The sequence below is a fragment of the Paraburkholderia sp. WS6 genome (genome assembly GCF_030464835.1).
In the GTDB taxonomy this organism is placed as follows: domain Bacteria; phylum Pseudomonadota; class Gammaproteobacteria; order Burkholderiales; family Burkholderiaceae; genus Paraburkholderia; species Paraburkholderia madseniana.
Map to the genome: position 1 here is coordinate 65,148 of NZ_JALQCK010000047.1, position 13,255 is coordinate 78,402.

The following is a 13,255-nucleotide window of genomic DNA, read 5'->3' on the forward strand; positions in this document are numbered from 1 at the left end:
CATGAGCATGCATAAGATCGCCTTTCTCGACCGCGCCACGCTTGCGCCGCAAATCGTGTTGCGCGAGCCGCGCTTCGATCATCAGTTGATCGAGTATGAAAACACGTCTCCTGAGCAGGTGTTGCAGCGGCTCGCCGGTGTGTCGATCGCGATCATCAACAAGGTGGCGCTAACGCAGGACGTGCTCGCTCAATTGCCCGATCTGAAACTTGTCGCCATCGCCGCTACGGGCACCGATTGCGTCGACAAAGCGGCTTGCCAGCGGCTCGGCATCGCCGTGTGCAATATTCGCGACTATGCGATCAACACGGTGCCCGAGCACACGTTCGCACTGATACTCGCGCTGCGGCGCAATCTGATCGCGTATCGCGATGACGTGCTCGCCGGCGAGTGGCAGAAGTCCGGACAATTCTGTTTCTTTACGCACGCGATTCACGATCTGGCCGGCGCGCGTCTTGGCATCATCGGTGAAGGCGTGCTTGGTCAGCGTGTCGCGGAAATCGCCAAAGCTTTCGGCATGCAACCGATGTTCGCCGCGCACAAGGGGCGTGACGGTCTGGGGCCGCTTTACACGCCGTGGGACGAGGTACTCGCGACCAGCGACATCATCACCGTGCACAGTCCGCTCACACCGAACACGCGGAACATGCTGGCCATGCCCGAGTTCCGCGCGATGAAAAGAAAGCCCCTGATCATCAACACGGCGCGCGGCGGCCTGGTCGATGAAGGTGCATTGGTGCAGGCGCTCGACGAAGGTTTGATCAGCGGTGCGGGTTTTGATGTGACCGCAAGCGAACCGCCTCCTGAGGACAATCCGCTGATGCGTGCGGCCGGTCGCCCGAACGTCATTCTGACCCCGCACGTTGCATGGGCGTCGGATGAGGCGCAACAGTGTCTTGCCGATCAATTAATGGACAACATTGAAAACTTCGTCAACGGTGTGCCGACCAATCTGGTGCAAGGGGCATATTGATTGACAGCGCACGCGGCGTCACGCTGCGTGCGGATCGTCGGACAAATCGCATGCGCCTCGATCGCGAACAGAACTAGTTCGTTGCCGACAAAAATCTGACCGCACCGGACGAGAAAATTGCCTCTCGCCAACCGAACGGTCCATCAAATCGAGCTAAAGTCCGCCGTGGCCGCGGGCGCAGAGAATGCCCGCGCGTTTCTGACGATCTTGCCCCGATCTCGCGACTGTTCAGCACAGGTTATTTTTTCGCATTAGCATACGAGCGATGTCCCGTGCCGTTCGGTGGAGTGAATCACCGGACCATTGCCACCGGACAATCAACGTGTGCGGGTCGCGCAAATCATCCCCACATCAACTCATCGCTGGCTCACGCTGCGAACTTGCCGTTTGACGTGCTCTTCGAGCAGACGGTCGTCATCAATCCAATCGTATCGATTGAACGGATCGTTGGTTAATATGAGGAATGTTCGTACATCATTGATAGTCGGAGTGCTTCTCCTCGAGTTGGTGTTCGGCGCTTTTTTACTGCTACAAAAAAGCCATCGCTCGGAGGTCGACACCGACGTGACGGCGGGAACTGTGATCGGTGCGGCGCCTCTCTCCGGCAACACGGTGACTGACCCCAAGCAGTCTACGAGCGGCACCGTGGTGACCGTATCCCGCTCGCCAGTGAACGACGCCGTGCCATTGCCGCGAGCGAACACGCGACCACGCGAATCGGTTGCCGTTCGTGCTTATGCCGAGTCGAAGACCGCCCCCGTGTTGCGAACCGAAGGCCGGCGTGACAGTCTGCATCGTCATGGCTCGAATCCGGTCGCGGCCGCGATCACGGATGAACTGGTCAAACAGTCCGCGAAACTCGATCCGGCTTTGCCGCCGCCGGCCCAAGCCCAAGCCCAAGCCCAAGCCAGTCATGACGACTCGTATCGTCGTGGCTCGAACCCGGTTGCGGCCGCAATGACTGACCAACTGGTGAGAGAGTCCGCGAAACTCGATCCGTCACTGCCGCCGCCGAACCAGTCCGACATGAAGTAAGCGCGCGATGCGACGCCTGGCCGGCTACCGGTAGAACACGTAGTCCGCGAGATAGGGCGAGCTTCCGGTTTCATGTTCCGTTGAACACGGTGCCGTCGGCGCTAACCCGCCGACGGTATGCAAGCGCTGCACATACCGCACCGCTGACAGCGTGCCGCTACCGGCCGTACTATGCGTTTCGAGCAGTAGCTGGGGAATGCTCGCCCGTGTTTCGCTGGGCTGCTGTGCCAGCACGTGGCCGACGATCCGGCTGCCATCTTCCGTTTCCCAGGAAGGACCCGCACCGTGCCGGACCGTAGCGTGGCCGCTCGCATCGTACAGCGTTGCCAGTGGGCTCTTGAACACCCATCCCAGTCGATGCTGCGCGTCGAATTCACACGAATAGTTCTGTACGCCGGACGCAGCGAGTGTCATCACGCGCTCAGCTTGAGGTGGGTCGATGGATGCACTCGGGGGACTTGCGGGCGGCATTGCGCATGCGGCGAGCATGGATACGGCGATGGTTGCGAAGCTTGCTTGCGAAACTTTCCTGAGCATGGATATGACCTCGAATGAAACGCGGCGCATGGCGGTTGCGGCCGCTGATTACGGCCGGTGAACCGGATAGTCGGGATAGTATGCGCGATCTTGTATGCGCACGCGCGACGTCGGTGCGAGTCCAGAAGCTCATGCTGCGCCCGTCGTAGCCTGGTCCGCGACGCGGGAAATTCGGTTCCGGACTACGGCAATCGCCTGCTTGAGTGCATAAACGTCCTGAAAATAGCGCTGCGGCATTCGGATCTGGTTGGCATGTGCATCGATATGCTCGATCTCGTTCCGCCATTGCGCAATCTGATCCGGCGTTGGATGGCTGGTTTTCCATATTTCGTCTTCGAGCGCCTTGATCTCGCGATACCAGATAACCAGGCGTTTTTTTATGCGAGCCTCCGCCATGCGCGGCAACGCCTGCAGCAGACCGAGCAATAAAGCCATGAAGGGAAGCAGGATCAGCAGACGTCGTTCGATAAAGCTGGCCAGCCAGAATGGCAGGTAGCGCTGCAGGAAGGGGCGCCCCGTTTTGAAGTAACGCTCGCTTTCTTCGGAAACAGGAAAATCCTCGGTATTCAGATTGGGGAACACGCCAAGCGGTGTGAAGTAATCTTCGCCGCCGTGGACGGTTTTAGCTGCGTCCAGCAACAGGTAGACCAGCGCGGGGTGCAGCGTGTCTTTGGAGACGAGCAAGGCGGTGGCGGCGAGCAGCGTGACGTCGGCTTGCGGCAGATCGTTGACGACGCTGGTCGCGGCGCGCGGAAAAATAACCTTGGATAGCGACGGGAATTTCTGCACGAGCGCATCGGCCTGCACAAAACTCATCAGCTTGAGATCGCTGTTCAGCAGCGTGGTCTGCATGGGGGCATCGGGCCTGCCGATAAAGAAAGCCGCATCCAGTTGACCGTTTTCGAGAGCCTGGTAGGCTTTGACGGCGTCCATTTGGAGCAGCGTCGTATTGTCCCGTGTGATGCCGCTGTACCCGAGCAATACCTGGGAGACGTTCAGCAGGCCACTGCCGGGAACACCGATTGAAACTCTCTTGCCACGCAGTTGTGCCAACCGGTTGATGGTGGACTCGCCACGGTAGAACACCCAGATCGGTTCATAGGAGACGGCGGCGATCGTCTGCAGATGGTCGGTTTCTTTCGGGCTGGTGGTGCCGGACTGGATGAAGCCCACCTCGTATGCGCTGTCGGGGTCTTTCAGCCGCTGATAGTTTTCACTCGACCCCGACGAACTGCGGATATCGAGCTTGATGCCGTCACGCTTCAGGATAGGTACATAGCGATCTGCAAAGCCGCGATAGATCCCGTTGTCTGCGCCGGTTGTGATGACGATGGTGTGCCGGAAGGCGGGCTCGAGTATGACCCGAAGTCCCCAACCAAGCGCGGCGATCAGCACGATCACGCCGGCGATGAGAAGCCGCCGGCGACCCGGTGTCATGGGGCGTTTTTCATTGCGATGAAGCGCTGGGTTGTGCCTGGGCATTGTTCGCCTCTCTCGCGCTGGTGGTGTCTGACAGCCAGCATGGATAATGCAGCGCCGTGGACGCCTTGTCCATATCCGCACTCGAGCTTGCGATCGCCGCGACGCGTGAAGATTCAGTGCGTCGAGGACGATTGCGCGCCGTCCGGCACAAATACATAACCATGACTGCGGACGGTCTGGATGAACCTCGGCGCGGAGGGGTCTGCTTCGAGAATCCTGCGCAACCGCCACACCTGGACATCGACCCCACGGCCGGTATGATCGTCTTCCGGGCCATGCAGCAATTCAAGCAGGCGCGCACGGGTAAGCGTGCGCATGGGGTGGCTGACGAAGACCTTAAGCAGCGCGAATTCTCCCGCCGATAGCGTGAGCCGGTTGGTCTCCGTGTTGAGCGTGCGCAACTGAAGGTCCAGCGTGAATGGGCCGAATCCAACGACTTCGTGTTTTTCCCGCGTGGCGGCCGACGCAGACAGGGTTCGTCGTCGTAATACGGCCCGCATGCGGGCAAGGAGTTCGCGCGGATTGAAGGGTTTGCAGATGCAGTCGTCCGCGCCCATTTCGAGCCCCACGATCCGGTCCATGTCGTCGGGTCCCGAGGCCAGAATCACGGGGACGGTGTTGCCCGCGGCGCGTAGCGTGCTCAGCGCTGCGAGGCCATTCACACCGTGCATGATCTGGTCGAGGATAATCAGATCGGGTGGGTTCCGTTCGATGTGTTCCCCGAGCGACTTCACCTCGTGCAATACGGAAACCGCCATACCCTCTCGTCCGAGAAAGTCGGCAAGCGACCCAAGTAGTTCGACATCGTCGTCAACGACCAGTATTTGAGTTGTCATAGTAGGGAAATCGAACGCATAGGCCGGCAAACAGGGGTGCAATAACGTTGGCCGCCACGTCACGACTGCTGGTTTGCCGCGCCAGCTTTCAGTGCCGTCAGGCTGCTCGTGACCCGCGAACGTTGTGCTCCAGCTTCTTTAACGGAGCAACCTGCGGGAATCCGTCGCCGAATGCGGGCTTTTTTTAAAGTCGTGAAGCCGATCGAGGGCGGCAGGCCAGTGCCTTCGCAGGCCAGGTGGCGTAGCATGGCAAACTCTTCGCGCCTATCGCCTATCGCCTATCGCCTATCGCCCATGCCCATGCCCATGCCCAATGCATCCCACACGCCCGTTACTGGACCAACCATGCCTTCTCCTCTTTCGCCTGCTGCCGTGGACGCGTTGCGCGCCCGCACACCCGGTGCTCAAAGCACCACGCATTTCAATCACGCGGGAGCCTCGCTGCCGTCGTCCGCCACGTTGGAGGCGATACGCGCTCACCTTTGGCTCGAAGCCACGACGGGGCCGATGGAAGCCGGCGTAGCCGGACGTGAGCAGACCGAGCGCGCTCGCTTGCTGGCTGCGCGACTGCTGAACGCCCATCCGGCGGAGATCGCCCTGACCACCGGCAACTCGGCAGGGTGGGGGCCCGCATTCGCCACGCTAGGACCCTGGCGACCCGGCGAGCGGATCCTGGTCGGGCGTCACGAGTGGGGCGGGAATCTGGCTGCCATGCGCCTGTCGGCGCAACGCGCGGGGGCGACGATCGAAGTCATTCCGTCCGATTCCAGCGGCGCCGTGAATCCGCAGGCGCTGGAGGCCATGCTCGATGACCGTGTGCGCCTGATAGCGCTGACCTGGTTGCCGGCGAACGGCGGACTGATCAATCCGGCTGCGGCGATCGGCCAGGTCGCACGCCGCCACGGCATCCCCTACTTCGTCGATGCTGCCCAGGCGGTTGGACAACTTCCCGTCGACGTCGCCGAGGTGGGTTGCGATGTCCTGACCGGTCCGTGCCGCAAGGCGCTGCGTGGTCCGCGAGGCACAGGCCTTTTGTATGTGCGGGAGGACTTTCTGTCCCGCTTGACGCCGGCCTTCGTCGACATGCGATCCGCGCCGCTGGGTGCTGACGGCGAACCGGTCTTGCGGGACGACGCGGTGCGTTTCGAGTCGGCGGAAGCATCGCTGGCGCTGCATTGCGGCCTGGCTAACGCGTTGGAAGAGGCGTTAGAGATTGGCGTTGAAAATATTCGCGCGCGGATCGACAGCATTGCACGAGCGTTGCGCGGGCAACTCGCGGAGATCCCCGGTGTGACGGTGCTGGACCAGGGCCGGGAGCAATCCGGGCTGGTGGCGTTCAACATAGCGGGTCTGGAGGCTGCGTCGGTGCAGCGCAGTCTGGCGGATCAGGGTGTCGCGATCGGCAGTAACGGTGTCCCGTACACGCCTCTTGATATGGAATCCAGAGGACTTAAGCAGATCGCGCGAGCGTCGGTCAGCTATCTGACTACCGAGCCGGAAATTGACAGGCTGCTGGATGGAATACGAAAGTTGGCAATCCAGTGACCCTCTGCGCGTTTGGTTTGGTTAGATCTGAAGCGATACCAATTCTCATTCGTACGGTCGACCGGACCATGCACTATGCTGCGCTAACGGGTGCGGCATATTAGCCGCGTGATGCTATGCACCAAACAGCATCACGCGAAGTGCGTTGCCTGAGAGGCGTGGTGTAGCGAATAGAGGAGGCAGTATGCAAGGAGATGCCAAGGTACTCGAATACTTGAACGCGCAATTGAAGAACGAGCTGAGCGCGATCAACCAGTACTTTCTGCACGCCAGAATGTATGGTCATTGGGGCCTGAAAAGTCTCGCCAAACACGAGTACGACGAATCGATCGGCGAGATGAAGCATGCCGATCTGCTGATCGAGCGCATCTTCGTGCTGGACGGCTTACCGAATTTGCAGGACCTGCACAAATTGCTTATCGGCGAGGAAACGCAGGAAATCCTTGAGTGCGACCTCAAGCTCGAGCGGATGTCGCAGGCAACGTGCAAGGAAGCTATTGCCTACTGCGAGACGGTTAGCGATTACGTCTCACGCGCGATCCTTACCCATATTCTCGACGATACCGAGGAACATATCGACTGGCTCGAGACCAACCTGGCGTTGATCGACAAGGTGGGGATTCAGAACTATCAGCAATCGGCAATGGAGTCACCCGAGTGAATCCGTCGAGACCCCGGGCGGCGAAATGAACCGGCCATCAGCGATGTGCCGTCACGCACTCCGGCCGCCCATCAACGCATCGAACTCTCCTCCAGATACGCTTAGCGTTTAGCCGGCTTTTTCTTAGTCGCATTCCAGTCCGATTGGCGCGCGAGTTCGACGAACGCTTTCAAATAATCGATCGCCGCGTCTGTCTCGCGCACGCCGAGAAAAATCTGCTTGGCGATGCCTCGCTTGCCTAATCTGACCGGACTCACGGCGACCTTGCCGGCGTACTCTTCCACCAGCCAGCGAGGCAACGCGGCGACGCCCCGTCCACTGGCTACCATTTGCAACATGATGTCCGTTGTTTCAATGACCTTGTGACGCTTCGGCATGACGTTCGCCGGCATCAGAAACTGGTTATAGATATCCAGCCGATCGATTTCCACCGGATACGTAATGAGGACCTCATCCGCCAGTTCCTCGGGCGGAATAAAGGGCAACTGCGCGAGTCGGTGCCCGAGGCCGACCACCAGCACCTGCTCGTAATCGAACACCGGTTCGAAGCGTAGACCGGGTTTTCGCAACGGGTCCGGCGTGACCAGAATGTCGATGTCGTAACCGAACAGCGCACCGATGCCGCCAAACTGGAATTTCTGTTTGACGTCGACATCCACGTCCGGCCAGCGCGCGAGATACGGCGAGACCACCTTGAGCAGCCACTGATAGCAGGGGTGGCACTCCATACCGATACGAAGCGTGCCGCGCTGCCCCTGGGCGTATTGCTTCATCCGTTCTTCCGCGTGTTCCATTTGCGGCAGCACCCGGTTGGCAAGCGCCAGCAGATATTGACCTGCCTGGGTCAAACGCAGGTTTCGGCCCTCGCGATCCCACACCGCGGTGCCCAGTTGTTGTTCCATCTTCTTGACGGTGTGACTCAGCGCCGATTGCGTCAGGCACAGCACGTTGGCCGCCGCGGTCAGGGACCCTTGGCGGTCCACTTCCCGAATGATTGTCAGATGGGTTCGTTCGAGCATGGTGAGTCCATGAAGAAAACTAATCGATCAATGAAATAATGCCATTATATTTCATGAGCCATCCACCCTATGATCGAGCCGTTCATTTTCGGAGCAGCTCATCACCATGGTTACGACACACAATCTGGGTTTCCCCCGCATCGGCGCAAAGCGTGAGCTGAAGTTCGCTCAAGAGCATTACTGGAAAGGCCAGTCGTCGCGCGACGAACTGAAAGGTCTGGGCGCGCAACTGCGTCAGCACCACTGGGAGAACCAGTCCGGCCTCGATCAGGTTCCGGTTGGCGACTTCTCGTTCTATGACCAGGTGCTCGACACGAGCTTCATGCTGGGCAATATCCCGGAACGGGTCCGGGGCTTCGAGGGCGACGCACTCGACAATTACTTTCGCGTCGCACGTGGCCGCTCCGTGCATGATTCCACCTGCAGTTGCGGCGTGCAGGCAGGCGAGATGACCAAGTGGTTCGATACGAACTACCACTACATCGTGCCGGAATTTAGCGCCGCGACCGAGTTTTCGCTCGATGCGTCGCGCCTCGTCGATCAACTCGCCCAGGCCCGCGCGTTGGGCGTCAAAGCCAAGCCGGTCATCATCGGACCGGTGACGTATCTATGGCTCGGCAAGGCGAAGGACGATTCGGACAAGCTCGCGCTGTTGCCGCGTCTGTTGCCTGTGTACGCGGCACTGCTCGAGCAACTGGCGGCGCAAGGGGTGGAATGGGTGCAGATCGATGAGCCGGCGCTGGTCACCGAGCTTGAGCCGGCATGGCAACACGCATTCGTCACGGCGTACGACGCATTAAAGACCACCCGCGTGAAGCTTCTGCTGGCAACCTATTTCGGTGAGCTGCGCGACAACCTCGCGTTCGCCTGCGGATTGCCGGTTCAAGGTCTGCATGTCGATGCGGTCAACGGCCGTGGCGAGGTCGAGCAGGTCGTCGCACGGATGCCCGCCGACAAGATTCTGTCGCTTGGCGTAATCAATGGCCGCAACATCTGGAAGACCGATCTGAGCGCGGTGCTGGAATGGCTGACGCCGATTCATCAAACATTGCAGGCTCGCCTGTGGATCGCGCCGTCGTGTTCGTTGCTGCATGTTCCGGTCGACCTGAACAGCGAGCAGAAGCTCGATCACGAAATCCGTTCGTGGCTGGCCTTTGCCCTGCAAAAGCTCGATGAACTGAAGGTCATCGCAAAGGCGCTGAACGATGGCCGCGAGTCGGTGCAGGCCGCGCTTGCCGAAAATCAGGCCGCCATCCAAAGCCGTCGCACGTCGCCGCGCGTGCACAACCCGGCGGTCAAGGCCGCGATCGCGAAGATCGATGCCGCGCTGGGACGTCGCGCCAGCGCCTATCCGCAGCGTGCCGCCCGGCAGGCTGCGTTGTTGAACCTGCCGGCTTACCCGACCACCACCATCGGCTCATTCCCGCAAACCGCTGAAATTCGCCAGGCGCGCAGCCAGTTCAAGCGTGGTGAACTGGACGAAGCCGGCTACAAGACGGTGATGCAGCACGAAATTGCGCGCAGCGTGCAGGAACAGGAAGCGCTGGGTCTCGACGTGCTCGTGCATGGCGAAGCGGAGCGCAACGACATGGTCGAATACTTCGGCGAACAACTCGACGGTTATGCGTTCAGCCAGTTCGGCTGGGTGCAGTCCTATGGCTCGCGATGCGTGAAGCCGCCCATCCTGTTCGGCGACATCAGCCGTCCGAAGGCGATGACTGTCGAGTGGATCAGGTATGCGCAATCGCAGACCGCCAAGCCGATGAAGGGCATGTTGACCGGGCCGGTCACGATCCTGAACTGGTCGTTCGTGCGTCACGACCAGCCGCGTTCGGTTTCCTGCTATCAGTTGGCGCTGGCGATCCGCGAGGAAGTGCTGGACCTGGAGAAGGCGGGTGTACGGGTGATCCAGATTGACGAAGCGGCGCTGCGTGAAGGCCTGCCGTTGCGCAAGTCGCAGTGGAACGACTATTTGCAATGGGCGGTGGAGTCCTTCCGTATCACGGCAAATGGCGTGCAGGACGAGACGCAGATCCACACGCACATGTGCTACTCCGAGTTCAACGACATCATCGCTTCGATCGCCGATATGGACGCTGACGTCATCACGATCGAGACGTCGCGCTCGGACATGGAATTGCTGGACGCCTTCGACAACTTCAATTATCCGAACGAGATCGGGCCGGGCGTCTACGACATCCACTCGCCGAATATCCCTAGCCAGGAGCACATCGTGAATCTGATGCGCAAAGCGGCCGAGCGGATTCCGGCTGAGCGCTTGTGGGTGAACCCCGACTGCGGCCTGAAGACGCGTGCGTGGGAAGAAGTCATTCCCGCGTTGAAGAACATGGTTGCGGCAGCCAGAACGTTGCGCGCGGGCATCTGATCAAGCTGGCTGAGACTACGTTGCGTGAGGTCGTTGACCTCACGAATTCGTTTGCCGGGTCTGGCGGCAGACGAACCGGCGCAGCGGTGTCACGGACTCTCGCGCACTCTCGGCCTCAGCGACCTCGCGCCACCACTTCTCGCCGCGATGCGGCGAGGCCAAGTCCAGCCGCTCGCCCATGCGGGGCGTCGACAGCGGAATGCCGCGCGCGGCGGTGAGCCCGATCACGCGCTCGTACGGTTCCTGCCAACGATGCATCGCCAGATCGAACGTGCCGTTGTGAACGGGCACCAGCCAGCGGCCACGCAGATCGACGTGGGCCTGGACGGTCTCGTCGGGCTGCATGTGGACGTACGGCCATTGAGCGTCGTAGGCGCCGGTTTCGAGTAGCGTCACGTCGAAGGGACCCAGCCGCTCGCCGATGGCCTTGAATCCGTCGAAGTAGCCCGTGTCGCCGCTGAAGAACACGCGCAGCGCGTCATCGACGATGACCCACGAAGCCCACAAGGTGCTGTTGCCGTCGAACAGACTACGGCCGGAGAAATGCTGCGCCGGGGTTGCCGTGAACGCCAGGCCGTCGATTTCGACGCCCTGCCACCAGTCGAACTGGCGGACCTTCGACGCCTCGATACCCCACTCGATCAGACGGTCACCGACGCCCAGCGGCGTCAGAAATACGCCTGTCTTCGCAGCGAGTGCCAGCACGGTCTCGCGGTCCAGATGGTCGTAGTGGTCGTGCGACAGAATCACGCCGCGCAGCGGCGGCAAGTCTTCGAGCGCAATGGGCGGCGCGTGAAAACGCTTTGGACCGAAGCGCCGGAACGGCGATGCCCGTTCCGCGAAGACCGGGTCGGTCAACCAGAACTGACCCCGCAGCTTGATCAGCATGGTGGAATGCCCGAGGCGATACAGGCTCCGGTCCGGCGCGGCCTGGAGTTGTTCATGCGACAGGGCATCGACGGGCAGGCCGCCCGCCGGCGTCGTGCCGGCCGGCTTGTTGAGTAAGATATTCCAGACGATGCTCAAGGTCTTGCCGAGTCCTTCGACAGGACGCGGTTTGACGTTACGAAAGCGCTCGCCGTCGTGCTGAGCCGACATATCGAACGATTCACGCCCGCGTCGCGCAGCCGTCAGCCCCAAGGCGCGGCGAATAGAACCGGTGAACGATGTCATGCGAGCAGCCTCGAGGCATAAAGTAGACTGTTGAGTGTAGTTTATTTTCGAGAAAAGTAAACTGCCCGGTGTAAAATTTAACGATGAACACCAGTGATACCCCCCTCCGCCTGACCGACCGCAAGCGCGCCGCCGTCATTGGGGCGGCAATCGAAGAGTTTCTGGCGGCCGGCTTCGACGCGACCAGCATGGACCGCATCGCGGCACGCGCGGGCGTCTCGAAGCGGACGGTCTACAACCATTTTCCAAGCAAGGAAGCGCTGTTCGCTGCGATCCTGCGGCAGTTGTGGGAGTCGAGCGACACGGGAGAGGTGACGGCTTATTCGGCCGTGCATCCGTTGCGTGCGCAGTTGCTCCAGCTTCTGTTTAAAAAGCTGGCCCTTCTGAATAACGAGGCGTTTCTGTCCCTCGCGCGCGTTGCGATCGCGGCGGGCATTCATTCGCAGGAACGCGCGCGCGACATGGTGGCTCGTATGGGTGAACGCGAAGAGGACCTGACAGTGTGGATTCGCGCAGCCGCTGCTGATGGCCGCCTCAAGACGTCGGACCCGATGTTCGCCTCACAGCAGTTGCAGGCCCTGGTGAAAGCGTTCGCGTTCTGGCCGCAGGTGACGATGGGCCAGCCACCCCTCAGCGCCGATGAACAAAAGCATGTCGCGGAATCTGCTGCCGATATGTTTCTTGCGCGCTATGCATGACGCTCACGCGCCCGCGGACGCTTCCAGTTCCGCGAGACGCTTGCGCAGCAGGCGATCCTCCTGGAAGCGGCTGGTTTCGTCGCGGATCACGGCGACGATGCCGGTGAGCTCGTTCTGCGGCGAATGCAGCAACGCGACCGTAAAGGCGATCGACAGTGACCGCCCGTCCTTATGGACGGCAGGGACACGCAGCACGTCGTTGCCATAACGGGTTTCGCCCGTTGCCATGGTCTTGTGATAGCCGTCCCAATGGCGGCCGCGCAAACGTTCCGGAATGATCAGGTCCAGCGACTTTCCCAGTGCCTCGCTCTGCGTAAAGCCGAACATGCGCTCAGCGCCGGGGTTCCATAGTGTGATGCTGCCGGCGGCATCGGAAATGATGATCGCGTCGCCGATTGCGTTGACGAGTTGCTCGAAGTCGATAGCGCTTTGCATGGCGCTCCCCGGAAGTAAAACCGCAGATCCTTGAATTGGATACGGCGCCCGCTGGGGGGCGCCGTATCCACAGGCCCGAGCCTACACACAGGCTCGCAGCGTAACACCATTAAACCGCTTTGATTTCGTGCAGGTTGAAGATGTCCTGCCGGCTGTAGCCGAGGCTCGCCAGCACTTCATCCGTGTGTTCACCGAGCAGCGGCGACGCGGTCACTTCCGGCTTCATGTCCGAGAACTTGATCGGACTGCCGACCGTCAGATACGTGCCGCGTTTCTTGTGCGGCACTTCGACGATCGTGCCGCTTGCGCGCAACGACGGGTCGTTGGCCAGCTCCTTCATTGTCAGCACCGGCGCGCACGGAATGTCGAACTTGCGCAGGATGTCGACCGCTTCGAACTTGGTCTTGTCGGCGAGCCAGCCTTCGATGGTGCCGAAGATCTCGAAGATATGCGGCTGACGTGCTTCAGCGGTCTT

General features: G+C 60.7%; 14 protein-coding genes. 7 read left to right on the plus strand and 7 right to left on the minus strand.

Annotated elements, in window-relative coordinates; all coding sequences use genetic code 11:
* The first annotated feature begins 7 nt into the window (after positions 1-7).
* On the plus strand, positions 8-973 hold the full coding sequence (locus M0D64_RS37360) for a D-2-hydroxyacid dehydrogenase (protein ID WP_266261398.1): 966 nt from the start codon (positions 8-10) through the stop codon (positions 971-973).
* Positions 974-1,537: 564 nt separating this feature from the next.
* Positions 1,538-2,008 (plus strand): hypothetical protein, encoded by a 471-nt coding sequence (locus M0D64_RS37365; RefSeq protein WP_266261399.1) that lies wholly within the window; start codon positions 1,538-1,540, stop codon positions 2,006-2,008.
* 24 nt (positions 2,009-2,032) lie between these two features.
* Here the strand turns inward: M0D64_RS37365 and M0D64_RS37370 are convergent, their stop codons facing one another.
* Positions 2,033-2,497, minus strand: a complete 465-nt coding sequence (locus tag M0D64_RS37370) for a DUF3455 domain-containing protein (RefSeq protein WP_266261413.1) — start codon at positions 2,495-2,497, stop codon at positions 2,033-2,035.
* Here M0D64_RS37370 and M0D64_RS37375 point away from each other — a divergent pair.
* Positions 2,448-2,606: a hypothetical protein gene (locus M0D64_RS37375; RefSeq protein WP_266261415.1), complete on the plus strand. Its 159-nt coding sequence runs from the start codon at positions 2,448-2,450 to the stop codon at positions 2,604-2,606. The two genes, M0D64_RS37370 and M0D64_RS37375, sit on opposite strands and share 50 nt — an antisense overlap.
* A gap of 68 nt (positions 2,607-2,674) precedes the next feature.
* On the opposite strand, the gene M0D64_RS37380 is transcribed toward M0D64_RS37375, so the two are convergent.
* Entirely contained in the window at positions 2,675-3,982 is a 1,308-nt protein-coding gene (locus M0D64_RS37380) for a TAXI family TRAP transporter solute-binding subunit (protein WP_266261400.1), read from the minus strand.
* A 158-nt stretch (positions 3,983-4,140) separates the two neighbouring features.
* Positions 4,141-4,863 (minus strand): response regulator, encoded by a 723-nt coding sequence (locus tag M0D64_RS37385; RefSeq protein WP_266261401.1) that lies wholly within the window; start codon positions 4,861-4,863, stop codon positions 4,141-4,143.
* A gap of 345 nt (positions 4,864-5,208) precedes the next feature.
* Between M0D64_RS37385 and M0D64_RS37390 the strand changes: the two genes are divergently transcribed.
* Both M0D64_RS37390 and bfr read left to right on the plus strand, forming a co-directional pair.
* Entirely contained in the window at positions 5,209-6,408 is a 1,200-nt protein-coding gene (locus M0D64_RS37390; protein WP_266261402.1) for an aminotransferase class V-fold PLP-dependent enzyme, read from the plus strand.
* A 184-nt stretch (positions 6,409-6,592) separates the two neighbouring features.
* Positions 6,593-7,069 carry a bacterioferritin gene (bfr, locus tag M0D64_RS37395; RefSeq protein ID WP_154567013.1) on the plus strand — a complete coding sequence of 159 codons (477 nt, stop codon included), beginning with the start codon at positions 6,593-6,595 and terminating at the stop codon, positions 7,067-7,069.
* Positions 7,070-7,170: 101 nt separating this feature from the next.
* Here the strand turns inward: bfr and M0D64_RS37400 are convergent, their stop codons facing one another.
* Positions 7,171-8,088 carry a LysR family transcriptional regulator gene (locus M0D64_RS37400; RefSeq protein ID WP_266261403.1) on the minus strand — a complete coding sequence of 306 codons (918 nt, stop codon included), beginning with the start codon at positions 8,086-8,088 and terminating at the stop codon, positions 7,171-7,173.
* A 106-nt stretch (positions 8,089-8,194) separates the two neighbouring features.
* On the opposite strand from M0D64_RS37400, the gene metE reads away from it, so the two are divergent.
* A complete protein-coding gene (gene metE, locus M0D64_RS37405; protein WP_266261404.1) occupies positions 8,195-10,474 on the plus strand; it encodes a 5-methyltetrahydropteroyltriglutamate--homocysteine S-methyltransferase in 2,280 nt (759 codons plus the stop codon).
* 39 nt (positions 10,475-10,513) lie between these two features.
* Here metE and M0D64_RS37410 read toward each other — a convergent pair whose 3' ends face one another.
* Positions 10,514-11,647: an MBL fold metallo-hydrolase gene (locus M0D64_RS37410; protein ID WP_266261405.1), complete on the minus strand. Its 1,134-nt coding sequence runs from the start codon at positions 11,645-11,647 to the stop codon at positions 10,514-10,516.
* Positions 11,648-11,730: 83 nt separating this feature from the next.
* Here M0D64_RS37410 and M0D64_RS37415 point away from each other — a divergent pair, with 83 nt between their 5' ends.
* Positions 11,731-12,345: a TetR/AcrR family transcriptional regulator gene (locus tag M0D64_RS37415; protein WP_266261406.1), complete on the plus strand. Its 615-nt coding sequence runs from the start codon at positions 11,731-11,733 to the stop codon at positions 12,343-12,345.
* A gap of 3 nt (positions 12,346-12,348) precedes the next feature.
* Here M0D64_RS37415 and M0D64_RS37420 read toward each other — a convergent pair whose 3' ends face one another.
* Together M0D64_RS37420 and M0D64_RS37425 are read right to left on the minus strand one after the other, a co-directional pair.
* The gene (locus M0D64_RS37420; RefSeq protein WP_154567756.1) at positions 12,349-12,780 is read right to left on the minus strand and encodes a PAS domain-containing protein; all 432 of its coding nucleotides are present in this window, start codon (positions 12,778-12,780) and stop codon (positions 12,349-12,351) included.
* Between the two features lie 109 nt (positions 12,781-12,889).
* A partial coding sequence (locus M0D64_RS37425; protein WP_266261407.1) for a CoA transferase occupies positions 12,890-13,255 on the minus strand: 366 nt, incomplete at its 5' end.

Coding starts and splice junctions, on each gene's coding strand:
- M0D64_RS37360 (WP_266261398.1), top strand. CDS start 8: ATGCATAAGATCGCCTTTCTCGACCGCGCCACGCTTGCGCCGCAAATC.
- M0D64_RS37375 (WP_266261415.1), top strand. CDS start 2,448: ATGGATGCACTCGGGGGACTTGCGGGCGGCATTGCGCATGCGGCGAGC.
- M0D64_RS37370 (WP_266261413.1), bottom strand. CDS start 2,497: ATGCTCGCCGCATGCGCAATGCCGCCCGCAAGTCCCCCGAGTGCATCC.
- M0D64_RS37380 (WP_266261400.1), bottom strand. CDS start 3,982: ATGACACCGGGTCGCCGGCGGCTTCTCATCGCCGGCGTGATCGTGCTG.
- M0D64_RS37385 (WP_266261401.1), bottom strand. CDS start 4,863: ATGACAACTCAAATACTGGTCGTTGACGACGATGTCGAACTACTTGGG.
- M0D64_RS37390 (WP_266261402.1), top strand. CDS start 5,209: ATGCCTTCTCCTCTTTCGCCTGCTGCCGTGGACGCGTTGCGCGCCCGC.
- bfr (WP_154567013.1), top strand. CDS start 6,593: ATGCAAGGAGATGCCAAGGTACTCGAATACTTGAACGCGCAATTGAAG.
- M0D64_RS37400 (WP_266261403.1), bottom strand. CDS start 8,088: ATGCTCGAACGAACCCATCTGACAATCATTCGGGAAGTGGACCGCCAA.
- metE (WP_266261404.1), top strand. CDS start 8,195: ATGGTTACGACACACAATCTGGGTTTCCCCCGCATCGGCGCAAAGCGT.
- M0D64_RS37410 (WP_266261405.1), bottom strand. CDS start 11,647: ATGACATCGTTCACCGGTTCTATTCGCCGCGCCTTGGGGCTGACGGCT.
- M0D64_RS37415 (WP_266261406.1), top strand. CDS start 11,731: ATGAACACCAGTGATACCCCCCTCCGCCTGACCGACCGCAAGCGCGCC.
- M0D64_RS37420 (WP_154567756.1), bottom strand. CDS start 12,780: ATGCAAAGCGCTATCGACTTCGAGCAACTCGTCAACGCAATCGGCGAC.